Source organism: Parabacteroides distasonis ATCC 8503 (genome assembly GCF_000012845.1).
In the GTDB taxonomy this organism is placed as follows: Bacteria; Bacteroidota; Bacteroidia; order Bacteroidales; family Tannerellaceae; genus Parabacteroides; species Parabacteroides distasonis.
On sequence record NC_009615.1, the window covers coordinates 3,909,327 to 3,933,206 of the forward strand.

Genomic DNA, 23,880 nt, shown 5'->3' on the forward strand with positions numbered 1-23,880 from the left:
ATTTCGTTTTGTGTAAACGGGTAGGTAATAAATACAACTAACAGAAGGAGATGCGAATAAAAATTCCATTATATTCGATTTTTTCTTTGCAAATAATTAATCAATAATTACCTATTGACTAATTTTGTCATGCATTTTTTCAGCAAATAATTTGGTAAAAAAACACATAAAAATGTTGCCCATGCCCTAACAGTATTGTATTTAAGAATTTGCTTGTATACTGTTACATTGTAACGAATGAGTTTCATCTTATTATTAGACAGAGAACCTTCCCTAACTCTATAATATGCCAGTGTGTCTTTTATGCCATATGCTATAGGACATTTTTTCATTAGAAGAATTTTCCATGCCCAATCTTGTCTCTTTCTCAATGTTGGCATATAAATTTTTCCTATCTGATGTGTATCATAGATACAGGTCAGAAACCCAATATAGTCATTTCGTGTCATTTTTTTATACGAAATTTTGGAGGGAGCGATGACGATTCCAAAAACTTTGTCATTCTCATTGCATTTCAAGTAAGAAGAATAGCAGATTTCCACCCGATTTTCTACCATGAACCGTAATTGCACTTCCAATTTTTCCGGTTTCCAACGGTCATCACTATCGCAAAATGCAATGTATCGTCCTTTTGCTTCTTCAATGGATTTATTTCGAGCCACTCCTGCACCTTTGTTTTCCTCCATAACGAAAAGCTTTATTCGCTGGTCATATGCGGCATATTCCTTTATAATCTCACACGTATTATCTGTAGAACAATCATCAGTAATCAGCAATTCCCAGTTTGTATAGAACTGACTCACAATCGAATCAATTGTTTTCGCTATGTACTTAGACGAATTGTACGATGGCATTATTATTGATACTAATCCAAAATCTGTTTCCATATAAGTAATGTTTATAACAATACCGTTTCCCAGCATTTCTTGAAGTAGCGCAAATCGAATTTCATAAGAGAGTGAGAGTCCGGTATAGACCTGTTTTTCAATAATCTATTCACGTGATGGGGCAAATCTTCAAAAGAAGTGCAGATTGTTTGCCCTGACATCACTAACAATTCTTCCATTCCACCTTTTCCACTTCCGATAACAGGAGTTCCACATAGCACGGCCTCATGAACTACACGATTCCAGCCTTCTTTGAACAGAGACATTGTTATGACAATATCAGAAGCAGCCAGCAAAAGACGATATTCCTCAAATGGTAACATAAGATTAGGTATAGGAAGTTCCACATCTTTATTCCCGGATGTAACAAAATAGGCATCAATATCCTTCAAAGAATTATAGGTTTCTATGACGCCTTTTTTCTTTAAGCAATTCCCCAAATATATCAGTGGTTTATTTTTGAATCCGTATTGCCTTTTGAATCGTTCTTTTTCGTTTTCTGAAAAATGATATAAATTAGTATTGAATGAGTTATATATAACAGTTATATTTTTGAAACCATCTTTTTCTAACATCTTTCTCCAACAATCTGCAACAGTGACAACTCTTGTAAACCTATTCTTGTTACGATATAATGCCTTTTCGCAAAAAATTTGGTAAAAAGAACTTGTGCCATAGGAAAAAGAACTATCTAAATGGTGTACCACTACGATATTACGAGAATATCGTCCTGCAAACCATGTAGTTTGATTCGTTAAAAATAAAGAGCCTCTATAGAAAAATCTATATTTTATATACAAGAATAGTATTCTTGGAATATTTAATACCTTTGTTCGATATTTTATCAGAAAGACACGTTTGAACTCAAATGTATCTTTCAATAGATCAATTACCTGATTTTCATATACACGTCCTCCATAAACCTTGTTGTTAAGGTCTATCTTTACAATTTTTTTTCGCATAAATTAGTTGGTAATTTGTTCGATACTGTGCAATATCTTATTTGGAGTTTGCAGATTTATGTCTCAAATCTTGATGTTGAGACAATTCGTATTCATATAATTTCGCTCCAACCATGAAATAATAGATGAACCATTGCATAGCTACAAACAGACCTCTGAAGCCATGTAAACACCCACCTCTACGGAAATAAATTAAGCAAAACACATAGATAGGTTTTACTATTTGTAACTTCATTCCCCATTTTTGCCGTTTTTTTATGCACTCATCCAGTTCGTAACGATAATATCTGTTATTTCTTAACCACCAAGATGAGATATCCGTAAAATCATCATGCACCAATGCGTGCTTCAAATATACCTTTTGACCTGATACCTCCACCTGAGCGTGTACTTCCTTATCTTGATAGCGCCCTTTATCTCGGCGGAACAACCTTGATTGATAATCCGGATATGCAGAAGCTTTACCCATAAACTCACCCCAAAACAAATTCTTGCGAGGTATATACGCTAAATCTACTTCATTTTCCACTGTCGCAAGGAATTTTGTAACCTCTTCTTTCAATGCTTCTTCCGGTTTTTCATCCGCATCGATGATCATCACCCAATTGTTTGTAGCTTGCGGTATGATCCAGTTTTTTTGTTTCGCTGAATTGATGTATTCATGCTGCACGATTTTTACATCATGCCGACGAGCTATTTCCAAAGTCTTGTCCGTGCTGAATGAATCACAGATGATAATCTCATCTGCCCAGTTCTCAATGCAACAAAGCAGTTCCTCTAAATAAATTTCAACATTAAATGTCGGAATAATCACACTTAATTTGTTGTTCATCCTGTTTAGTATAATCTATATGTAAATTTTCAGATACAGTATATCCCCCAATAAAGAAACCGAGAAAACACATTAACTCCGGTCGGGAAATTGCAGCCTCAAGCGAGAAGCCAGTAATAAGAAATATCAAGGTACACATGCTCCAAGGATTCCTTGAAAAAATACCCCTCAACGGCTTTAAATACTGTGCGACAATAAATACAATTCCCAACAATCCGCAATTTGCCAAGATTTCCATAAGACCGTTGTGTATATATATGGCATATCCTGCTCCATTTCCCCATAACGGAGAACGGATAAAGCTATCCATGGCAAAGTTGATTCGGTCTACTCTGGTTTGAGATGAATGGTCTGTAATCGTCATAGCGGTAGTGTTGGAGAATATATCAAACCTGTCGAGTATAAACATCAATAAATCACTACCAGATGCTAATATCGTCAATACCGCAATTATCAAGACACTTTTATATTGTCGTTCTTTGTATTCTACATATACAAAGTACAATAAAGATAATATAATGGCGATAAACGACATTCTCTTCAGCGTCACGAAAGCTGCGTATGAGAAAATCACAATCAGTAAATAAACTACTTTCTTATTAATGTTTGCACGCGGTAATAGGCAAATAGTAATGACAGACAATGTCTGTGTCAAATTAGAATATGATATTCCATAAATACGGGATTGATTAATGATATCAGAATCCGTTGTTGACAATAAAACAACACCGTCATAAAAACCCCAAAAAGCCAGTATTGTAGTGAATGAATAAATGAATGATACTGTGAGTATGCATCGTGTAAATCTTTGAAGATCCTCGTATGTTTTTATATAAAGAGGAGTCAAGGTTGCTATGGCCATTACGTCCCACACTGGGCCAATCCATGGAAAAGCTCGCAATATATCAGTTGACAAAAGACCAATAAGAAACGAAACTATAACTGCCAACAAATACAGATACCACCCTTTTAATGCCGACAGAGACTTGTATGTTTCTGTTACAAGCATGATTCCGAACATGGGCATCGCAGGCATTATGTCTCCTAAAACAGGAACTTTAAGTACTCGAATAAATGACAACACGATTGCTGTCAAGAAATAGACTTTCCGTCCTTTATCCGTCTGGCCACACCACAAATAAATTGCAAGTAGCGAAATGATGAAGAGTAGTTTAATCATTCTGCAAATCTATCTGTATTCAGCACCCATTGAAGTTGCTTTGCAAAAGCAAATAATTCTCAACCATTCTTTTTATCGTGAAATGTTTGAGATATTCCTCGGTATCGGAATAATCGAAAGAGATTTCCTTTGTCAGAATTTTGTCAATGGCTTTCCTAATTTCACCGGCATCAACGGGAACAGTCAATCCGTATTTGTCTGACATGATTTCGGGCAAACCACCACTATTTGTGGCAATTATTGGTTGTTTGGCTGCTATCGCCTCCAATGCCACAATACCAAAAGTCTCTCTCCTTGAAGGTATTATATTAATCTCACTATTTTGTGCATATTGAACAATGTCATCGGGCACCAACCGGCCTATGAGTACTGCACTATCCTTCAATCCAAGTTCCTCAATCATTCGCTGTAGATACTCCCGTTGTGTTCCTTCTCCCGCTATCAGGAGTTTCAGTCCATGAGACTTCTTGCAGTTGGCAAATGCTTGCAAAAGCAAATTAAATCCTTTGATTTCCTCCAATCTGCCCCATGCGAATAGGTAAGGGCTGCATCCCGGCATGGTTGGACATGGTTTGCGGTCTTTGAATCTCGTCAAGTCCACTCCATTATAAACCGTATGCACATTCTTGCATCCGAATACCCTTTGAACACAATGAGCCAAATAGCCCGAACAAGCAGTTACTTGAGCCGACTGTGTCAATAATTTTTTCTGAGCCTTGTATTGCACTGATTCTTTCGAATAGCCTTCGTCGTAGCGCAGCACATCGTGCCCGTGGAAGCAAGTAATTATCTTGAACTTGAATATGCGGTGTAACGCGGTTATGCAAGAAGATTGCGATAAGGGAAAATGGACATATACATAATCAGGTCTTCTGAACAGAAAGAAGAGGAAAAGCATAATGAAAGAAACTCCAAACATGAGCATATTTTTTATATGCTTGTCCGCATTGGCAAATGGCAATCTTATTACTGGAACTTGCGATATTCTCTCATAAATTCTAAGATACCTAGGATACAAATTCGTTATGACTATAGTACGGTATCCCCGCCTTCTACACCCTTCGGCAAATTGCGAAGCCACAGTCTGTACGCCTCCAAGAACAGGTTTATAGGAGTTGGCAAAAATATAGATAGTTTTCGATTTCATTTTTTCAATTCTTTGAAATACTGCACGAACACTCCCCTGTGCCAATTATATCCGATAGTCACCATAATGGGGTAGGCTATCAGTTTATTGAAGAAACCTTTCACATGCTTCAATTTGTGTGCTTGGTCAACGAATGGCACAATACAGAAATAACAGAACTTAGCAAGGTCACGCAAATTGTATATGCCATGTGGGTAGCAGCAATACATATCTTTCCATTTTCTTCGTACCAACAAGTAGGCACGTCCATACATATACTGCTGGTTGTAAAGTCCTTTCCATGTGGCACGATGGTGATGATAAACCTTAATGTCAGGAAATGAAAGAACCTTGTAGCCTGCTTTGATACAACGCCAATTATAATCCACATCCTCTCCTCTGAACATATTGGTATCATACGCCCCAACTTTTTCTATCGTATCTCGTTTGTATGATGAGTTCACTCCTGGTACAGTCCTTGTCTCACAATAGCCTTCTTCATTGAAATGTGTAAATGTAGTAGCATCTGCAATTTTGAAGATTAATCCTTCGCCAGAAGCATCCACCACATTTCCGCCAATTACGCCGGCTTCGGGATGTTTTTGATGTTCATCAACAAGGCGTTCAATCCAGTTGGGGAATGGTTCCGCATCATCGTCTGTCTGAAGGATGATGTCACCCTTACATTGGGGCAGACCGATGTTACGACTGGTAGCAAGGTTCACATTCTTTGTCTTGATTTCTCTAAGTGTAGGAAACAACTTCTGCCACTTCACTATGGTGGCGTGACAGTCATTAATACCACCTCCATTTACTACTACAATCTCGTCAGGTTTTCTCGTCTGTCTTTCAATTATAGCGCATAGTGTACCGTCTATTAGATTCCCTCTATTATATGTACAGATAAATACGGATACAGTCATACAATAATTATTTAACTAATTCTATATATTGATTGACAATACAGTTCCAAGAAAATTTTTCACTGGCTTTGCGGGCAGCATATGATTTTGACCGAAGAAGTTCCTTGTCTTGTAAAAGTTCATTAAGACAATTATGAATAGCTTTTTTATCTTCTCGATTTACGATATATCCAAAGTCGGATTTTACAAATTCTGGATAAGGTGGATAGTCGGACACCAATATTGGTATGCCGCAAGCTAGTGCTTCTATGGGGGACAGTGCGAAAGCTTCGCCCTTACTAGGTAGGGTAAACAAGTTGTATTTCGGCAATAGTTCGGCTATGTTGTTTACGTTACCTTTTAGCGTTACAATATTGTCCAAGCCATTACTTTTAATTAATTCTGATAGATAAGTGGCATATTTCTTATCACCGGATCCATAGATATCATATCTGATTTGGTTACGGTTTTTATAATCTGCCAGAGCCTTTATGATGTAATGCATTCCTTTTCGTTCCTCAAAAGCAGCAGCAGTAATAATATTGAGCTTGCCATTCTGTATTTTATGAGCTGATGGTCTGAACAGCTGGGTATCTGTTCCATTATAAATCAGAGTCATCGGAGTATTACCCACGTAGGGACGTGCTTCCTCTTCCACCATTTTAGAGATGGCCACGACATGAATGTCCTCAAAAATATCGATGTGATTCTTTACAAAGTCATATCTGCTGGGAATCTGTGACGCAGGGCTGTGAAGGACATAAAGATATTTCCTTCTGTGAGGAAGAGAAGTTTCTCCATGATACAAGAAGTTCAGTATAGTAGCTTTGGGATTATCCTGACGAAGCCACCACCGGTAAAAGAAAACGGCGATTTTTTCCTGATACCATCTGCAATAAGGCACCTTCCTGATTTTAATTCTCTCATCTATCTCACCGCACAAGGTTTCCTTAGCTGTTCCCCACGCATAAATCACAACATCATATCCCTTGTCTACAAAAGCCTTGGAAAGACTTATGCAAAAACGTTCTATACCTCGCGCAAGACGAAATAAGTACGGACATATAATTACTATTCTATTATTCTTTCCCATTTTTCATTTTTTTGATCGATAGGTTGATTTTCATTTTTTAATCGAATGTTTAAAGTAACTTAGATAGTAAACGGATTGCATATACCGTTTAAAAAGGCTAAATGGCAATAGCCGATAAAGAATACCTTCCAAGCGGTGCAATGCCGCCGATTGGTTATTAGGTTTCAATGGTATGTCCTTGTAGGCTGTTTTCGCTTTGAATTGCAAGAATTTATTAGCGTATGGATGTGTGCAACCCACTATCCACGGTCTTCCATGAATAGCTCCGGTAAAATGAATGATTGCCGGACTGGATATTCCTTTCTTATATTCCTCCTGGTCATAAAAGGGGGTGTTTATTTTATACAAATCTTTCCACGGATAGCAAAGGCTATTGGACATGACATTGAATTGTGGAGGTAGAATTTTTTTTCTTCCTGCACACACTGCATTGATAATGCCTTGGTCATGATGATGTACCTTACCTCTATTTGCAACTAAAAAATCAACAAACTTCTGCTCCATTCCTTCACTGCGCCATCGGTTCAGAGGAATTATCAGGACACCGGCATTAATATATGGTTCGCTCATGGGTATTTTGATTTCCTTTTTATAGGTACGGCTGATCAATGGGTCTAATATACCTCCGACCAAACAGTTTCCTAAATCGGTATTAAATAAATCTCTTATGGAACCGTTGAATATGATGTCGCAATCAATGTACAGAACCTTATCCAAATTTGCAGGCAGTATGGAACCTGCAAACAGACGGGCATATGACGTAAGAGAAATTGTTTCAGGTACATCTGTCATAAGCCGTTCCCTTAAATTTTCTATGGGATAGACTGATAGTTTTCCTCTATACCCCTCTACAATGGTTTGCAAGTTTTTGATATCCGCAGAATCAATTCCATTACTAAGTAAGTGAAAGTGCAAACTTTCACTGGAGTTTGTCTCAAAAAGTGAAACTGCACATATAGAAACTAAATGCAGGTAATTACAATCGGAAGCAACAACAATGTCTGACATACTTTTTAATATTAAAAAACAAGGGCTTCATGACATCTACATGAATGACGGAAAGTATCAATGCGGAAAAAAACGCGAACCAAACCATATATGGGGTATCGTTTATTGTACTGGGTAATGATTTTGTGTTTGCCCAGATGAAATGATATATATATATATATGTCGCATATTTCTGCCCGGCAGTGGACAGCCAACCTAAACGCCATTTGTATTGCGGAAATGTCAGAGCTGCCATCATTATGCAGATAGTTTGTGGGATGGTGGAAAAATAAACCTGAATCCATGAGTGCAGAATTTGACTGGCTGCACGTGCCTCAAATATTGCCGTAATGGTAAATACCATTGCAAAAAATGCCCATACTTTCCAGTTTATATTCCATTTTGTGAGCGGACGTATGTTCCAGCCCAATGCTATAAGCGGAATACCTTCAACCACGAAATTGTTAATAACGATGGAACTTTTCCATCCATTTTCATGAATCAGAGATATAGAATAAGGAACTAGACAAAAATATCCTATAATCAACAACGGCAGGAATTTTATCAGGCGAGGTAGTTTATTATAGATGAAATAAATAGTTATACAGCTGTAAATCAATGTAAACAGATACCATACTATACCTCCCCAGACAGGTACGCCCAGCAGCTGAAGACAGACATCCTTAATCGATAAGGCATCAAGTGTCCCATATAAAAAGCCAAGGATAAGATACAATACATTTGTACCAACTGTGAGTATAGCAATCTTTTGCATGTATCCTTTAAACCGCCCCTTATCTATTACTGTCTGCAAGAAAAAACCGGTTATCATAAAGAAAAGGGGAACAGCGAATCGTGCGGCGACTTCGGTGTATCTGCTTATCATCGAGCCGGGTACAATTTGATAGTGGATGCATACCACTGAGAATGCAGCTAATATCCTCATGGCATCTAATGCACCATATCTGACACAGGCTTTATTGTTCATGCTATTTTATAGATTTTATGTTTGGTGTGACAGTGAGGAACCCCGTTTTCTGCAAGACATGATAATATACAGATTTGAGTTCCTTTCATTTACGTATTTTTTGGAAAATATATTTTATATCCTTTTTTGGCAGAATGAACAGACTTCCTATAATCAAAGCAGATAAGCATACAAGAATGGAAGAAAGTATAAATTCTACCCAAGTATTCGGAACAATCATAAAACGATAGGTTTGGCATATTGACAATGCAATAAAAATTCCCAAAACAGGCTTTGCCATGGAATGATAGAAAAAATTCCATTTTAGGTTTAAGCATCTTGCCCCGTAAAAGGGCAGAAATGTCAAGTTCTTTATAATGTTCCAGAATGTTCTAGCAGATGCCAGACAAATCAGTTGTGCCGTAGGATCCTTATAAATATAGAGTAAAACCAACAAGGATAAAAATGTCAATCCGCCTGTAACAAACATTGCTATTGCAGGCATCTTGACTTTATTTGTGGCTCCAAATATGTTCCAGCAGACCTCCAACGGCATTCCAAATATCATATCTAAAGTTGTCAGTATAGTGATGACATATAAAAGAGAACTATTTTGATTAGGTAACCATAGTGTGAAAAAACTCTCGCCATAAACATATAGAACTGACAGCGGTAATATGACCATTATAGACATGATTTTGACGGACTTAAATACATTCCTTTTTATGCCTTCAATGTCACCTTTTGCTCCATATTCTGTTATTTTAGGAGCAAAAGAAGAATTTGCCATTTTAAGGACACGTGGTATAAGCACTGTAATAGTGGAAACCACCGAAAGCATCCCCATTATGGCATTACCGATAAACCAATTAGCGAACAGTAAATCAAAACCTTTTTCAAGCATTGTACTTACACTAATTAGTAAATTCCACACTCCGGAAGATAGGATTTCGCGCGTGCTTTTCCAGTCATAGTTTTTTCGTGACAGATGGAATTCTGGCGTCAGTTTTCGTTTAATGACAATATTAGCTATGACCAAATACACCGAAGCGAGTACAGATGCTATGCCGAGATAGCTGACACGTGGAGCAAACAGTAGGAAAAGGAATAAAAGAATTATCGTTCGCCATATTGTAGAAATGAGGTTGCGGATTGAGTTTAGATCTAATCTATTTTTTATAAATGGAGAAACGGTATATACATTGAATGTCAAATTGAGTACCGTGTTCACCGTCAAAAGCAGAAAGAGACATTTTACATCGGGAATCAGTGTATTGGGTATGTTTATTATATATTCCAAAAAGAATGCGAAACATAGACAAATGACGGAAATAACAACGTTTAGAATACTGTTGGCATAGAATACAGATGAAAAATATTGATTTGCTTTTTGAAAATTTCCATTATGGTATTCTATTGAGATAAAACGAGCGGCCATGGAATTTAATGCCACCGTTACTACTTGCATATATCCAATAATGTTATTTGACAAACCGACAAATCCATAAGCTTCAACTCCTAACGTCCTTACGATAAATGGTGTCAAGAAAAAGCTAATACAGAATTGAATGCCAAAAACTGCTATTTGTGCAAACATGTTTATGGCTATTTGCTTATTCTCCCCTCGTGCCATTGAAAATCAATTACCTATTACGTCATGTATTTGTGTCATCACACCATTTACATCGAAGTATGATATGGATCTTTCGTATGCGAGGTGCTGATAGCTTGATAATAGTTTAGGGTCTTCTATAAGTGATATGGCAGAATTGGCTATTTCTTCCGGAGAGAAACCGGTCAGAATACCATAACGGCCATTACCAAGCATTTCCATTGGTCCTGTTATGCGAGTACTAATTACAGCTTTGCCAAGACACATTGCTTCGGCCACAACAAGGGGGAAACCTTCGCTGTCGGATGTCATAAGAAACACGTCTGCTGCCGCAACATAAGGATATGGATTGGATTGGAAACCTAAAAAATGTACGCTATCTGATACGTTGAGCGCTGTTGCCTGTGCTTTTAGTCGTTCTTCCCAAATGCCTTTCCCTATTAGCCAAAAGTCTGCGTCATAACCTCTCGCTTTTAAGAGTGCAGCTGTTTCTATTATTCTGTCCTGTCGCTTAATTTCTTTCAAGCTCCCTACATTGACGAAGGTAAAAGTTCGATGCCGAGGCATACTGGAAACTGCCTTACTTCGTTTACAAATAGCCCGTTGATCTATGATGTTATAGATTACCCTTCCTTTATCTATTCCGAATAATTTACTAAAATTTTTCTTTGCATCTTCTGATACAAATATGACATCGTCCATTCGTGAATAGAACTTCTGTTCCTGCTTGAGGGTTAGGAAAAATCCCGTTGTATAGTGATTATTCAACAAGTCGCAATGTACCCATGTTATGTTTCTCTTTCCTTTATCAAGAATATAGCTATGAAATTTGGCCGGAGCACTTTCCATAAAAGATACGATAGTATCGTATTTTTCGTTGGCAAATACTCGTTTGGCACAACAACGCAACAGCATATTTCTTAATCCGCAGCGGATAGCTATCTTGCCTTTATAGCCGGGGAAGAATCGACCAAATTGCTCATGTTTGAAATGTACTTGAGGAGGTACCCTGTCAATAAAATCACCAGTGCGGTAAAGCAAAAAAAGCGTGACATCATATCGGTTATAATCCAAATGGTTCAGCACTTCTATCAATGCCCCTTCAGCTCCTCCTCCGCCTAAATTATTATGTATGAATAATATACGCCTTTTCATATAGAAACAGTTAAAGTATCAGTCTCTCCTAAATACATCACGTGAATAGACCTTGCCATTTACATCATCCAAGCAGGCATCATAACGGTTAGCGATAATGGCTTGACATTGCCTTTTAAAGGTATTCAGATCATTCACCACCTTACTACCAAAAAATGTACTTCCATCTTCCAATGTCGGTTCATAAATAATTACTTCTGCTCCCTTGGCTTTAATACGCTTCATTACTCCTTGAATAGATGACTGGCGGAAGTTGTCCGAGTTTGACTTCATTGTCAGACGATAGACACCGATTACACATTTTCTTTCTTCATTGGGATTGAAGTCTCCACGATTGTAATAATCGTAATACCCGGCTTTATTCAATACCCTGTCGGCAATGAAATCCTTACGGGTACGGTTACTCTCTACAATAGCTTGTATCAGGTTTTCAGGTACATTCGCATAATTGGCAAGCAACTGTTTCGTGTCTTTGGGCAAACAGTAACCTCCGTAGCCGAATGAAGGATTGTTGTAATGTGTGCCGATACGAGGGTCTAGGCTCACACCGTTGATGATGGCCTGTGTATCTAAACCTTTCATCTCAGCGTAAGTATCCAGTTCATTGAAATAACTTACACGCAAGGCTAAATAAGTGTTAGCAAAAAGTTTCACAGCCTCGGCCTCGGTCAAACCCATAAAAAGTGTATCAATATTTTTTTTCATCGCCCCTTCTTGTAAAAGGGCAGCAAAGGTCCGTGCCGCTTCGCCCAAACGTTTATCTCCTTCTGGTCTGCCCACAATGATACGACTGGGATAGAGGTTATCATACAAAGCCTTGCTTTCTCGCAGGAACTCTGGTGAAAAGATAACATTTTCCGTATCAAGTTTCTTTCGTACACTTTCGGTATAACCAACCGGGATGGTGCTCTTAATGACCATGATGGCATTAGGATTAACGCTTTTTACCAACTCAATGACTTCTTCCACATGTGAGGTGTCGAAATAGTTCTTTACCGGATCGTAGTTGGTAGGAGCGGCAATAACCACAAAGTCCGCATCCCGATAAGCTGTTGCGCCGTTAAGGGTGGCCGTCAAATTCAATGGTTTTTCCGCCAAATACTTCTCAATATATTCATCCTGTATGGGGGACACCTGATGGTTTATCTTTTCCACTTTTTCGGGAATGACATCCACGGCTATCACCTGATGGTGTTGTGCCAACAGTGTGGCAATACTCATTCCAACATAGCCTGTTCCGGCTACGGCAATTTTTATATCTGTATTCATGATGAATGGATTTATTTATGTCAGATGGAATATGGGATAAGAATCTGCACTTACTTTGCCAAGACTGCATATTTCTATTGGCACTGACAATATATTCTATATGTGTGAGTTTGTAAACGATTCATTATCATACATCTCAATAGATTCCTTATAAAGTTCTTTTCGCTTAGTTATAAGAACCTCGAAATACTTACATATTTCTTCATTTGAAAACTTCATGAGATTTTTTTTGAAACATTTTATGCTGTTGCCGAAAAATCCTTTAGTTGCAAAACGATCAAATTTTAGTTCTATTAGTGAATCCTAGATCTCATTCTCGCAAATACAGATTTTATCATTGATCGGCTTTGAACTGATCGGTTTGTGATAATTTCTGTTATATATGATTCTTTCCAGGACTGCCAAACCGTGTGTGTCACTGCCTGTCAAGTCGTATAAATTGTTCTTCATCAACCATTTGGCCTTTTTCTTAATCCGATCACCGTACATACCTACTATTGACGGAAGGTTGAGCTGGAACTTTACCCCCATGTCTTTTAGCCGTTGATAATCTGATTCACCCATATAAACATACCGTTCGGGGTGAGCGAGAATCGGATAGTAGCCTTTGGCCTTGATGCGAAGCAAGATATTGCTCAATCCCATCGGAGGACTAAAATAAGAGGTTTCCACCAACAGGTGGTCTCCATTCTCGCCCAAAGGCAACAAGTCATTCTTTTCCAAACGCTCCTCAAAGAGATTGTCGAGCATATTTTCAGCCGCAAGATGCAGATTTATTAGACCGGTGTAAGCAGCTTGAAGTTCAGCGTAACGCTCCCGGAGATGCGTTGTGGTGTTGGGCATATCTTCCATGATATGCGGCGTAAGCCATATGGATTTCACACCCAATGACTCATACAAACGCAATATTTCCAACGCTTCTTCCATCGTCTGCACCCCGTCGTCCACCCCCGGCAGGATGTGCGAGTGCCAGTCGGTAAAACCCTCGAATATGCCGCTATCTTTCAGCGGGATGCGTTTTCTGAAAGGCCACACAATGATATGAAGATTTTATTTGAAATACTTGTTTGCTAATTATTTGATAACCAGCTATTTATCACCCAATACCAATACGTTTCTCATCGGAGCCGTAGTGGTATCCCGAGCCGTAGCCGTAGTGGTAACCATACCGATAGCCGTAACGGTATCCGTAGCGGCCACCGCTTCCCTCGGTTCCATTCAGGATCAGGGACATGTTCTTGTATTTCTTCTCCTCGTAGATTTTCTCCAGTTCAGCAAGCATACTCCGTTCAAGTAATCCTGCACGAACTACGAAAATGGTACGGTCTGCCAGCTTCTCGATAATCTGCGTGTCGGCCACCAGTTCGATGGGCGGACAGTCGATCAGCACATAGTCGTATTGCCCCCTTACGGTATCTATCACCTGCTTCAGGCGTTCGTCGAACAATAGTTCCGTTGGGTTGGGAGGAATCGTCCCCACGGGTAGTATATCCATAGATTTTTGCTTCGGATCGGATACGATGATTTCGTTCAGGTTATCGATACGACCTCCCAAATAGTCGCTCAATCCCTTGGCAGGAGAGTCGATATAGGATGACGCAGATCCGTGACGCAGGTCACCGTCGATTACCAGCACTTTCTTACCTTTGATGGCAAAGCTCACGGCGATGTTCATGGTCAGGAACGATTTGCCGCTGCCTGGATTGAACGAGGTCACGATGATGACATTCGATGTCTTGTCCTTGCCGGTCATAAACTCCAGATTGGTACGCAATACGCGGAACGCCTCGTTGATGATGTCACGGCTACCCTCCTTGACGACAACGGCCTTGACTTCCTGCGGCTTTTTCCCGAATATCCCTTTCTTCTTTCTTGTAAACAGCGGAATCTCACCGATGAACGGTACGGTCACACTCTCCAGGTCTTTCCTTCCCCGTACACGGGTATTCATGTTCTCGCGCATGAAGATGATGACTACCGGAATGAGCAGCCCCAGAGCAAACGCGACCATAAAGATGTTTTTGCGTACAGGAGATGTCGGCAACATACTGCCGTGCGGTGGAGTGACAATGCGTGTATTATAGGCCGTAAATGCTTGCGAGAGTTCGTTCTCCTCGCGTTTTTGCAGCAGGAACAGGTAAAGAGCCTCCTTTACCTTCTGCTGGCGTTCCACCGAAAGCAGGTATTTGGCCTGTGTAGGGTTGGCCGCTATACGTGATGTTGTCTGTTGCTCCGTCTGCCGCAAACTTTTTATCTGCGAATTCAAGGTTACTATCTGATTGTCGATAGACCTGATTATCGCCCCACGCATGGATGCCAGAGCCTGATCCATATCCATGACCAGCGGATTTTCTGCGCTGCTGTTCGCAACCAGGCTGTTACGCTGCAACAGTTGTTTGTTGTATTCGGCAATCTGCGATTCGATGTTGGCACTCTCTATACCGGAATTGGCCGGAAGCAGTTGGGTACGGTTGGCATCGTTGGCTAAATAGTTCCGGATGTAACGGGTCATGTAAAGCTGGTTGTTCAAGGCCAGGATCTGTGCGTTGGTCGCACTGCTTTGGGCCATGTACATGCTCGATGCCGCCTGCACGTCGGGTAACAGGTGTTCTGACTTGTAGGAGGAAATATCCTCGTCCACGTTCCCCAACTCCTGTTCGATTACTCCCAGACGCTCATTGATGAACATTGAGGTACTGACAGCGATCTGGTTCTTGTCCTTCACCCAGTTCTCGTTATAAACGGAAATCAACATGCTCAATACATCTTCAGCCCGCTGTGTGGAGTTATCCTTGAATGACAAGTCTATAACCGACGCTTTCTCGTTATTCAATGAAACGGACAGATTGGATGAGCAGGAGTTTACAGCGTTATACAAATTGGATTTGCCTACATATAATGTATATGCCTTGCCTTTCACGTAATTGGGTGTTGTATGGATAATGATTTTTCCCAATGGTGTAGGAATGGAGTCGAACAAGCTTCCCTTTATATCCTTTTCGTCAAGATCCGTCCCGTTACGTATAAAGTCAGACAGGAATAATGTGCCATCCGGCTGCACTTCCAACGTAAAACCGGCTGATTCATTTTCAGGCAAGTCATTTATCGTTACATCCACTGGTAATGTCAGCCCATAGGCCACCTGACGGTGGAATTTTCCCGGAACGAAGTAATTCATATCCAAACGCAACCGTTTAACCACCTCGGTCATTAAAGCCGGTGACTGAAAGGTGATGAGCTCATTATTCACGTTGGTACTGGACTGGAACAACCCGAACTCCGAGAAGGATTCCAAATCCGAGGAAACCGACTTGCCTTTGGAATCCTCCTTGATCAATACCGAAGCGGTGCGTGTATATACAGCAGGAGTACGCAACAGATAGACGGTAGCGACACCGATCGTTACCACTAAAGACAAGACGAACCACTTCCACCTTGCGAGACACAGATACAACAGATCCTGTATCCGCAGGAAATCATCCTGCTGTCCCGGTTTTATATTCTTTTGATTTATGGCCATATCTGATTTTATATTTATTTCACAATTAACACGGTAATGGTAGTCAGCAGCGAGGCCAACGACATCCAGAAAGAAGCAGAACGGACGTTATTGCCGTTGACAGTCGCCTGCCGTGCTTTCATTGAGTTAGGTTCCACATAAACTATATCGTTCTGCTGTAAATAATACACGGGAGAGGCATAAAGGTCGTATCCTGAATTCAGGTTAACCTGATACAAGGTCTGTTTACCGTTTTCCTCCCGTTGTACCAGCACATTCTCCCGTTTCCCGTAGACGGTAAGGTCTCCGGCCATGCTTAAAGCATCCAAAAGCGTCAGCTTGTCCTTATCGATATTGAAGCGTCCGGGGGTGGCAACCTCACCCAACACGGAAACGGTCAGGTTCATGAACTCAACTGTAACGACAGGGTCTTTCACGAGATTCTTCGAAACCAGTTCCTCTTTTATATACGAGGCGATTTCCTCGCGTGTCATTCCCGCCACATGGATATGCCCCAACACTGGAAAATCGATATCTCCATCCTTGTTGATCGTATATCCTGATATCCCCTGGCTATTGGATGTTCCCGATGTCGTACCGATCTGTCTGGATATGATCGGAAGGTTGAAAAGGTTCATCAACAAGGGGTCCTTGCTGTTGACCAGTATTGAGATCTTGTCTTCGGGACGCACCCGGATTTCCAGCGGGTTCAAGACTTGTTCTGCGGTACCCCGTTTCAGGTCCGTGAAATAAGCGACTTTCGGCGTGGCACATGATCCCAGCAGGAAAGCCACGGTCAATAAGAATAAAATGTATCTGATTTTCATATTTCATTGATTTTTATTTGTTGGTTTTCTGTTCCGATTGAAGTTGTCCGATAGATTTCGTCAGCCTGATGTTGGCAAGAGTCCATATCAGGATATCGCCCAGCACGATCCAGTTCACATTGAGATAAAGGGACAGAAGAATATTGAGCAGTATGAATATTGTTGATACGGAAACAATGATAATCATGGCATTGCGCTGCTTTATTCCGAGAGCAAGCAGCTTATGGTGGATGTGGTTCTTGTCCGGCAGGAACGGGTTCTTCCCGTTGCGTACCCGATGCAGGTAGACCCGGACCACATCGCAGCATGGAACCAGCAAGGGTGAGAAGGCCAGCACCATCGGATGTACATTTCCTGTATTATCGTCTAGACCGCACATGGTCAGTTTGAGACTGAGGAAACAGAGCATCATGCCAACGGTCAAACTACCTGTGTCACCCATGAAGATCTTCCTTCCGTGCTCGGCGTTCCCGAAAACATTGTAATAGAAGAACGGTACCAACACTCCCAATGTGGCGAACGCCAGTATGGCATAGACATGCTGGTGGAGCATGAAAAAAGTCAGACCGTAAAACAGGCAGGCGACACTGCATAGCCCGGAAGCCAACCCGTCAATGCCGTCGATCAGGTTGATGGCATTGATGATGAAGACCACGATTAAAATGGTCAAAGGATACCCCAGCCATAACGGAACCGCATGAATACCTAGGATGCCGTGCAGGTTATTGATATATATTCCACCGGCGATAAGCATCACGCCACACAGGATCTGGATGACAAACTTGGCACGATAACGGATACCAATTAGGTCATCGGCCATGCCGACCAGATACAGTACCATGATGGAGCAGAAAGCAAAAGCCAAAGGCCGTACATTGTTTCCGATTTCAGACAACATTTCCGAATGCCCCAGTGCCATATTGATTCCCAGTAACAAAGCTATGGTGAAAAACACGACCGGTTTGAACGCGATACCACCCAATCGGGGCACCGCACAATGATGTATCTTCCGTTCATCGGGAAGGTCGAACAGCTGTTTGCGAAAAGCGATTAGCAGAATCTGGGGAATGACGATACCCGCACAGAGAACACAAAGCAAAAATGCCAGTGAACAATTTACAATCCAAAAATACATATATTCAGATATTGTTTTTTATTTGCGTAAAACCGTGAATGAGGATTCCAGACTTTTCCATATCAGGAAATGACTTCAATCAAATCGGGATGAACCTCAGCCGATATCCCCATAATCCCCTCAAGCATCACGACCACCCGGCGGTTGCGTTTCCCTTTTACCCGCATAAACACACCCTTAACTCCATCAAGCTTGCCGCCGTGGATACATACACGGGTACCTTTCCGTACGTCGATTTCATCCGGCTTATAATAGGCCGTATCCTTCTCATACAGGGAAGCTATTTGGATGAAACTGTCCATCTGGTCGTCTGGCACGGTGATATATTCCATACCCGTGCTTTTTTTCCACATGGCGAATTGCAGGAAGTTGTACCGTTTCTTGAATTCGGTGATCTGCGAATGGCTGGCGTGGACGAAAACCAGACTCGGTATGACCGGCACCAGCCTTGTCGACTTCACCCCGTGATAGGTCTTTACGGCGTAATGTTTCGGAATGAAATATTCCAGACCGTATTCCTTGTCCTTCAGCCTGTCCTCCGCCATTTTCTCATTCTTGTAGGCGCGCATGACGAACCAGCGGACCTGCTTTTTTTCTTCCACCGTAGAAAAACTCATACCCATATTGCCGGGATTATTTTATAGGTGAGGATATACCCCTAGTTCATGCCAATTCGTATATTGGTATGTATTACAACGGATTACATTTCCTTTATTCATAATATCCACTATCAGTCCCATACTTTTGACAAAGTGTACAGACCTCATTTCCGAGGCTTCTGCCGCTACTTCTCTTGGAAAGAGAAATATCCGGGGATCATATTTTACGTAACTGGTTGACGGACAGATAGAAATACGGAACAGCATTATGGTACTTATCCGACATATGTTAAGCAAATACACTCTGTATGAATGTTTTGGTTAATTTTATCACCCGTTTTCTATTGTTTTTTCAATATTTTACGTAACTTTGCACATTGTAATATTTCTCTTTCCAAGAAAACGAGCCGTATGCTCAACAATTTTTATTGTATTACAAAACGCCTTCAAAAATCCATTTTTAAAAACATCCGATTTTAAATTGTCAATAAGAATATCTTCAACGGTATCCTGCCGCTATATTGATAGTTCATGGATCTTTTCCGGTACTTTTCTTTTTAAGAGAAATATCGGGAAGGGATAGCATCTGACAATCAGAATCATATATGAATCCTGAAAGTGATCTGTTCAACAATCATACCGGTATTTGAAACATTTTCCTTTGGAGAAAACAATTTTTTATCATACGGACGGGTGCTTTCCCATATTTTGATTATCTTTGCAATGTGTAATATTTCTCTTAAAAAGAGAAGCAGGAACGGCACAGCCTTTGTCCGTTATTCTGCGTGCCGCATCCGTCCCCGTTATAAGGATTTGAGTATGATGTCGTTTGCCTTGTCCACTTGTGAGGTGTCCAGCGAGGCGAGGTAGATTCTGGTCGTGTTTTCCGAATCATGTCCCATCGCCTCGCTGATGGTTGCCAGCGGCACATTCTTGCTTCTGGCAATACTCGCCCATGCATGTCGGGCTACATACATGGTGAGCGGCATACCGAGCCCGAGCCGTTTCCCGAGTTCCTTGAGTTTTCCGTTGATGAAATGCGCTGCGCTCCTGTACTGCCGCACGGCATCCTTGGCCGTATCCCTGATGACCGGAAAAAGGTAGGGGCTGTCATTGTGGCCATACCTGTCCAGGATCTCCTGCATGGGCTTCTCCCATTTAATGGACAGACGCCGGCCGGTCTTCCGCCTGCGGTAGGTCAGCACGCCGCTCTTCAGATCAGCCTTTTTCAGGTAGGCGATGTCGACGAACGACATGCCCCGGGTATAAAAGCTCAGCATGAACATGTCCCTGGCGTATTCCATGCCCGGGGAAAGACGCAGGTCCAGGTCACGTATCATGCGGACCGCTTTCAATGGAACAGCACGTTTTACGGTCTTGTCTATTCCGGTGTAGACATGCTTGAAAGGGCTGCGCTGTACCGTCAGTTCCCTGTCCACCGCACGGTTGTAGACGGCACGCAGGTTCCGCATGTAATAGGAGGTGCTGTTCGGACATATCCCCTTGTCCTTCAGCCATGCCTCGTATTCCAGCATGAGGGTGGAGCCGATATCCTCCAGCGGGATGTCGCCGTCCCTGCCCCGGAAGTGCGTGAAGCTGTTCAGTACGGTGGTGTACCTCTCGGCGGTGCGCTTCTTGCCGACACGCTCCAGTTCCTCCACGAGCCTCTTTCCGAAGGCCATGAAATTATGGCTGTCCTCAGGGGGCGGGTTGTGAAAAAGTTCGACAACCCTGCCGGCGGGATAGGTACCGCCGGAACGTTCCAGTCCGGCAATGATACTTTCCAGACGGCGGATGTCTTTTTCCATCCGCTCCTTTAACGCAAGCAGGAGGCTTCTTCTGGCATCACCGGATACCGGCAGTATGATTTCCGACATGCGTCCGTCCCATTCCGAAGGGAACAGCCTGTAGCCGGTGTTTATCTGGCGCGCCACCCTTCCGTGGATGATCTGGAAATAGAGCGTCCCCTCCCTGCCTTCCACGGACGAGGACCTGAATTTGGTTTTGATTGTTGCCATAGTGCAGTCATTTTGAATTAGGATTGTCCACTTGCTTCCTGATTTCCTGTGCCTCCCTGAACAGCCGATGCGCCAGACTGTCCTTGTAGGCCGCCATTTCATGATTACGGATGCGGTTCCTGACCGAGTCCTCAAAAGCGGTCACCAGCCTTTCCACACGCCGGATCTTTTCCTCGTCCCGCTCGATGGTGAAATGCTTCTCCAGGAAGGCGATGTCGGGATCATCCCCCGGCAGGCAGATCCTGATGGCACGGTATTTCAAATCGGCATCCTTCAAAAGCCGGTTCGTGCGGTACTGGTTACAGTTGGTCCAGACGGAAACGACCAGTGCCAGGATCAGTGCTGAAGCTGTCGTTACCACCGCCTTGGATGCGCTTTCCAGACGGTAGGTCACCAGTTTGTGTACCGGTTCCTTTTTCAACAGGACCATTCTCTCATCCAGCCGTCTTACCGTTTCCTTTACCGCCTGGCTGTCCTGCCGCAGGCTGTCCCTTGTCTTTTCCATTTCTCCGGCAAACGTTTCGGCAAACAACGGCCTGCCTTCCGACAACCGGGCGGTATGGCTACGTACCGCTGCTATTTCCGAACTGTTTTTCTCCACTGCGGATTGCAGGCGTTCCAGACGGATTTTCAGTTCCGCAATCCCTTCAGGGGAATTGGTCCGGTTTTCAACTGCGGGGCTTGTGCCTTCCACGGGCAGCGTCTCCACTTTCTTCTCGATCCTTTCAAGGCATCCGTAGATGCCTTCCAGATAGTTTTCCTGTTTCATCTTTCAAAGTTTTTTCGTTATACATATGGTTCACAAACTCCTTCCTTTCCTGCGCTTCTTCTTTCTCCGCAGGCGTTCCGCCTCTTTCTCGTCCTCCGTCGGTGCCACCGACGGCATGAACACGCCACCCGTACCGGTGATTTCGACCAGGTTATCAATAATAGAACCATGACTTTGTTCATGGTACGGTTGCTTTTGGGAAACGTCATTTTCCTGGGACGTGACATGGTTATGCTCCAATGCCGCATCCAGCCTTGACCAGCTGAAACTGCGGTCAATCCCACTTCCCTTGAATGACAGACCGTCCTTTATAAAGCGGATGCCCTGCACTTCATTAGTGTTTCCCTTGTACTTGAATTCCATTTCCACGCCCATTTTTAAGAGCCTATTTTGAAATTCTTTCCATGTATCTGCACTCCTCAAAGCTTCCTTAACCGCACGATATATCTCGTATTTCACCCTCTCGGAAGCGTGCAGCTTTTCCGTTTTAACGGACTGTTTGCCTTCGGAATAGGTGAGTGAATACTTGTCCTTGAGCATTTTTGTCACCCTCTCGTTACGCCTGAAATCGTTGCTGTCGGAAATCACCTTCCCATCGAAGTCCACCCGGTTGAAGACGATGTGGCAGTGCGGGTTGTCCGTCCCGTGATGCCTCACCACGATGAACTGCGTGTTCCGTATCCCCATCAGCTCCAGGTATTCCTCCGCCAGACTTGCCATGAACGCGTCGGTCAGCCTCGGCGTGTCCTCCGGCTTGAAGCTGAGCGCGATGTGCCCCACCGGTTTCGTCACGTCCGGATTCAGCAGGCATTGCCACCGGAAACTTCGCGCCATCTCTTCTGCCGTTCCCAGCAGCACGCCTTCCGAGGCGATGATTTTCGCATCGTCCTTCTGCGTCACGTAACGTATACAGCCGCCGAACGAGCGGCCTTTCCTGATCTTTCCTATCATGAGGCTATCCTCCTTTAGGCCTGTAATCGTCCATGATCCGCTTCAGCTTTCCCAGCAGCCCGTCTATCAGCAGCCTTGTCCTGTAAAAGCCTGCCTGGTGCGAGAGCTTTGTCAGCTGGTTCAGGTTGTTCGCCATTCCCGCCAGGCTGCGCAGCAGCGCATTCTCTTCAGGCGTATGCCTTGCCGTCACGGTGGCCGCCAGTGCCGCCTCCCTGATATAGACCGCCAGACTCCGGCCGGACTTCCCTGCCCTGAACCTGAGAGCCTCGTAGCTGACGGGGGAGAACTTCACTGTCACTCCCCTGGTCAGCTTCCGTGTCCTGCCCAGTGCCGGACGGCCGCGTTTTTTCTTCATCCCATTCATATCCTTTGTCATATGTTTTTTCTTTTTCGTCCGTACTTCTTTCATTCCAGAATCTGCGACCGGCGGGAGCGGATTTGCCCTCCCTGCAACCGCCGGGCGCGGGGGAGCAAGGGTTTTCGGGAATCCGGAAACATACCCTTGCTCCCCCCACAGAAAAAATCCCCCCGCATTTTCCACATTGAAGCGGGTACACAGGGGACGGTGCGTATATCGGGTATACTCCACACCCGGTAACAGGTTGTCAGATTTTTCTCCACTGCTCGATGTCCCCACGGTAGGCGGCAAGATGTTCCCTGGCAAGGTTCTCCAGCAGTCCGGAAACGCTCATGCCACGCCCGCCGAGCCTGCGGACGATGGCGTCCAGTTCGTCCCTCACATCCTCACTGACGAATACCGTCTTACGGTTCCTGATCCTCGGGACGGTGAGGTACGTTTCCCGATACTCCTCCAGCGAGGCCCTGCGCTGCCTGCCGCTCGTACTTCTTCTCACGGGGCCTTCCGGTTCCGGCGGGGTGTCCTTTCTTCCCGCCTCCCCGGACACCCCCTCCACAACAGTCCCAGATGGAATCATCGGTTCCGTCGCGGAAGCGTCCGTACCGGCGGATTCCCCCGGACCGGGTTCCATCATGAGTCTTTCCCACCACTCGTCGTGGCCAAGTCCAGGACTACGGCCGTTCTTTCTGTCTGCGGTTTCGGATGCCGCCGTTTTCTTCCCTTTCGGTTTTTCAGTCGGTTCACTTTTCATT

At 43.1% G+C, this 23,880-nt stretch carries 22 protein-coding genes; all 22 read right to left on the reverse strand.

The window, feature by feature from the left end; genetic code table 11:
• Positions 1-107: 107 nt before the first annotated feature.
• The 22 genes from BDI_RS16115 to BDI_RS16220 all read right to left on the reverse strand — a co-directional run bounded on the left by BDI_RS16115 (position 108) and on the right by BDI_RS16220 (position 23,879).
• A complete protein-coding gene (locus tag BDI_RS16115; RefSeq protein WP_011967211.1) occupies positions 108-887 on the reverse strand; it encodes a glycosyltransferase family 2 protein in 780 nt (259 codons plus the stop codon).
• Positions 888-898: 11 nt separating this feature from the next.
• Positions 899-1,849 (reverse strand): glycosyltransferase, encoded by a 951-nt coding sequence (locus BDI_RS16120; protein WP_011967212.1) that lies wholly within the window; start codon positions 1,847-1,849, stop codon positions 899-901.
• A 37-nt stretch (positions 1,850-1,886) separates the two neighbouring features.
• Positions 1,887-2,681: a glycosyltransferase family 2 protein gene (locus BDI_RS19935; RefSeq protein WP_011967213.1), complete on the reverse strand. Its 795-nt coding sequence runs from the start codon at positions 2,679-2,681 to the stop codon at positions 1,887-1,889.
• On the reverse strand, positions 2,644-3,861 hold the full coding sequence (locus BDI_RS16130; RefSeq protein ID WP_011967214.1) for an O-antigen ligase family protein: 1,218 nt from the start codon (positions 3,859-3,861) through the stop codon (positions 2,644-2,646). Before BDI_RS16130 ends, BDI_RS19935 begins: the two co-directional genes overlap by 38 nt.
• A gap of 19 nt (positions 3,862-3,880) precedes the next feature.
• Positions 3,881-5,008: a glycosyltransferase family 4 protein gene (locus tag BDI_RS16135; RefSeq protein ID WP_011967215.1), complete on the reverse strand. Its 1,128-nt coding sequence runs from the start codon at positions 5,006-5,008 to the stop codon at positions 3,881-3,883.
• On the reverse strand, positions 5,005-5,910 hold the full coding sequence (locus tag BDI_RS16140) for a glycosyltransferase family 2 protein (protein WP_011967216.1): 906 nt from the start codon (positions 5,908-5,910) through the stop codon (positions 5,005-5,007). Before BDI_RS16140 ends, BDI_RS16135 begins: the two co-directional genes overlap by 4 nt.
• A gap of 7 nt (positions 5,911-5,917) precedes the next feature.
• Complete coding sequence (locus tag BDI_RS16145) at positions 5,918-6,982, reverse strand: glycosyltransferase family 4 protein (protein ID WP_011967217.1); 1,065 nt, start codon at positions 6,980-6,982, stop codon at positions 5,918-5,920.
• Between the two features lie 30 nt (positions 6,983-7,012).
• Positions 7,013-7,990, reverse strand: coding sequence for a glycosyltransferase family 8 protein (locus tag BDI_RS16150; RefSeq protein WP_011967218.1), 978 nt, complete (start codon positions 7,988-7,990; stop codon positions 7,013-7,015).
• Positions 7,959-8,957 carry an acyltransferase family protein gene (locus BDI_RS16155; protein WP_011967219.1) on the reverse strand — a complete coding sequence of 333 codons (999 nt, stop codon included), beginning with the start codon at positions 8,955-8,957 and terminating at the stop codon, positions 7,959-7,961. Before BDI_RS16155 ends, BDI_RS16150 begins: the two co-directional genes overlap by 32 nt.
• Before the next feature lie 85 nt (positions 8,958-9,042).
• Positions 9,043-10,569, reverse strand: coding sequence for an oligosaccharide flippase family protein (locus tag BDI_RS16160; RefSeq protein WP_041525608.1), 1,527 nt, complete (start codon positions 10,567-10,569; stop codon positions 9,043-9,045).
• A gap of 6 nt (positions 10,570-10,575) precedes the next feature.
• Positions 10,576-11,703: a glycosyltransferase gene (locus BDI_RS16165; protein WP_011967221.1), complete on the reverse strand. Its 1,128-nt coding sequence runs from the start codon at positions 11,701-11,703 to the stop codon at positions 10,576-10,578.
• A gap of 18 nt (positions 11,704-11,721) precedes the next feature.
• On the reverse strand, positions 11,722-12,972 hold the full coding sequence (locus BDI_RS16170) for a nucleotide sugar dehydrogenase (protein ID WP_011967222.1): 1,251 nt from the start codon (positions 12,970-12,972) through the stop codon (positions 11,722-11,724).
• Between the two features lie 303 nt (positions 12,973-13,275).
• Positions 13,276-14,007, reverse strand: coding sequence for a tyrosine-protein phosphatase (locus BDI_RS16175; protein ID WP_011967223.1), 732 nt, complete (start codon positions 14,005-14,007; stop codon positions 13,276-13,278).
• Between the two features lie 61 nt (positions 14,008-14,068).
• On the reverse strand, positions 14,069-16,492 hold the full coding sequence (locus BDI_RS16180) for a GumC family protein (RefSeq protein WP_011967224.1): 2,424 nt from the start codon (positions 16,490-16,492) through the stop codon (positions 14,069-14,071).
• 14 nt (positions 16,493-16,506) lie between these two features.
• Positions 16,507-17,298, reverse strand: a complete 792-nt coding sequence (locus BDI_RS16185; protein ID WP_011967225.1) for a polysaccharide biosynthesis/export family protein — start codon at positions 17,296-17,298, stop codon at positions 16,507-16,509.
• Positions 17,299-17,311: 13 nt separating this feature from the next.
• Positions 17,312-18,433 carry an MraY family glycosyltransferase gene (locus BDI_RS16190; RefSeq protein ID WP_011967226.1) on the reverse strand — a complete coding sequence of 374 codons (1,122 nt, stop codon included), beginning with the start codon at positions 18,431-18,433 and terminating at the stop codon, positions 17,312-17,314.
• Between the two features lie 62 nt (positions 18,434-18,495).
• Positions 18,496-19,056, reverse strand: a complete 561-nt coding sequence (locus BDI_RS16195; RefSeq protein ID WP_011967227.1) for a UpxY family transcription antiterminator — start codon at positions 19,054-19,056, stop codon at positions 18,496-18,498.
• A gap of 779 nt (positions 19,057-19,835) precedes the next feature.
• Complete coding sequence (locus BDI_RS16200) at positions 19,836-21,050, reverse strand: tyrosine-type recombinase/integrase (RefSeq protein WP_011967229.1); 1,215 nt, start codon at positions 21,048-21,050, stop codon at positions 19,836-19,838.
• 7 nt (positions 21,051-21,057) lie between these two features.
• Positions 21,058-21,819 carry a hypothetical protein gene (locus BDI_RS16205; protein ID WP_011967230.1) on the reverse strand — a complete coding sequence of 254 codons (762 nt, stop codon included), beginning with the start codon at positions 21,817-21,819 and terminating at the stop codon, positions 21,058-21,060.
• A 30-nt stretch (positions 21,820-21,849) separates the two neighbouring features.
• Positions 21,850-22,770, reverse strand: a complete 921-nt coding sequence (locus tag BDI_RS16210) for a relaxase/mobilization nuclease domain-containing protein (protein ID WP_011967231.1) — start codon at positions 22,768-22,770, stop codon at positions 21,850-21,852.
• Between the two features lie 4 nt (positions 22,771-22,774).
• Positions 22,775-23,146, reverse strand: coding sequence for a plasmid mobilization protein (locus tag BDI_RS16215; RefSeq protein ID WP_148205009.1), 372 nt, complete (start codon positions 23,144-23,146; stop codon positions 22,775-22,777).
• Between the two features lie 229 nt (positions 23,147-23,375).
• On the reverse strand, positions 23,376-23,879 hold the full coding sequence (locus tag BDI_RS16220; RefSeq protein WP_011967233.1) for a DUF3408 domain-containing protein: 504 nt from the start codon (positions 23,877-23,879) through the stop codon (positions 23,376-23,378).
• Position 23,880 lies beyond the last annotated feature (1 nt).

Excerpts from the sequence above, each read along its gene's own strand:
- BDI_RS16200 (WP_011967229.1), bottom strand. The coding sequence starts at position 21,050 with ATGGCAACAATCAAAACCAAATTCAGGTCCTCGTCCGTGGAAGGCAGG.
- BDI_RS16210 (WP_011967231.1), bottom strand. The coding sequence starts at position 22,770 with ATGATAGGAAAGATCAGGAAAGGCCGCTCGTTCGGCGGCTGTATACGT.
- BDI_RS19935 (WP_011967213.1), bottom strand. The coding sequence starts at position 2,681 with ATGAACAACAAATTAAGTGTGATTATTCCGACATTTAATGTTGAAATT.
- BDI_RS16170 (WP_011967222.1), bottom strand. The coding sequence starts at position 12,972 with ATGAATACAGATATAAAAATTGCCGTAGCCGGAACAGGCTATGTTGGA.
- BDI_RS16115 (WP_011967211.1), bottom strand. The coding sequence starts at position 887 with ATGGAAACAGATTTTGGATTAGTATCAATAATAATGCCATCGTACAAT.
- BDI_RS16165 (WP_011967221.1), bottom strand. The coding sequence starts at position 11,703 with ATGAAAAGGCGTATATTATTCATACATAATAATTTAGGCGGAGGAGGA.
- BDI_RS16220 (WP_011967233.1), bottom strand. The coding sequence starts at position 23,879 with ATGAAAAGTGAACCGACTGAAAAACCGAAAGGGAAGAAAACGGCGGCA.
- BDI_RS16135 (WP_011967215.1), bottom strand. The coding sequence starts at position 5,008 with ATGAAATCGAAAACTATCTATATTTTTGCCAACTCCTATAAACCTGTT.
- BDI_RS16150 (WP_011967218.1), bottom strand. The coding sequence starts at position 7,990 with ATGTCAGACATTGTTGTTGCTTCCGATTGTAATTACCTGCATTTAGTT.
- BDI_RS16120 (WP_011967212.1), bottom strand. The coding sequence starts at position 1,849 with ATGCGAAAAAAAATTGTAAAGATAGACCTTAACAACAAGGTTTATGGA.
- BDI_RS16180 (WP_011967224.1), bottom strand. The coding sequence starts at position 16,492 with ATGGCCATAAATCAAAAGAATATAAAACCGGGACAGCAGGATGATTTC.
- BDI_RS16130 (WP_011967214.1), bottom strand. The coding sequence starts at position 3,861 with ATGATTAAACTACTCTTCATCATTTCGCTACTTGCAATTTATTTGTGG.
- BDI_RS16185 (WP_011967225.1), bottom strand. The coding sequence starts at position 17,298 with ATGAAAATCAGATACATTTTATTCTTATTGACCGTGGCTTTCCTGCTG.
- BDI_RS16155 (WP_011967219.1), bottom strand. The coding sequence starts at position 8,957 with ATGAACAATAAAGCCTGTGTCAGATATGGTGCATTAGATGCCATGAGG.
- BDI_RS16160 (WP_041525608.1), bottom strand. The coding sequence starts at position 10,569 with ATGGCACGAGGGGAGAATAAGCAAATAGCCATAAACATGTTTGCACAA.
- BDI_RS16215 (WP_148205009.1), bottom strand. The coding sequence starts at position 23,146 with ATGACAAAGGATATGAATGGGATGAAGAAAAAACGCGGCCGTCCGGCA.
- BDI_RS16140 (WP_011967216.1), bottom strand. The coding sequence starts at position 5,910 with ATGACTGTATCCGTATTTATCTGTACATATAATAGAGGGAATCTAATA.
- BDI_RS16195 (WP_011967227.1), bottom strand. The coding sequence starts at position 19,056 with ATGGGTATGAGTTTTTCTACGGTGGAAGAAAAAAAGCAGGTCCGCTGG.
- BDI_RS16205 (WP_011967230.1), bottom strand. The coding sequence starts at position 21,819 with ATGAAACAGGAAAACTATCTGGAAGGCATCTACGGATGCCTTGAAAGG.
- BDI_RS16145 (WP_011967217.1), bottom strand. The coding sequence starts at position 6,982 with ATGGGAAAGAATAATAGAATAGTAATTATATGTCCGTACTTATTTCGT.
- BDI_RS16190 (WP_011967226.1), bottom strand. The coding sequence starts at position 18,433 with ATGTATTTTTGGATTGTAAATTGTTCACTGGCATTTTTGCTTTGTGTT.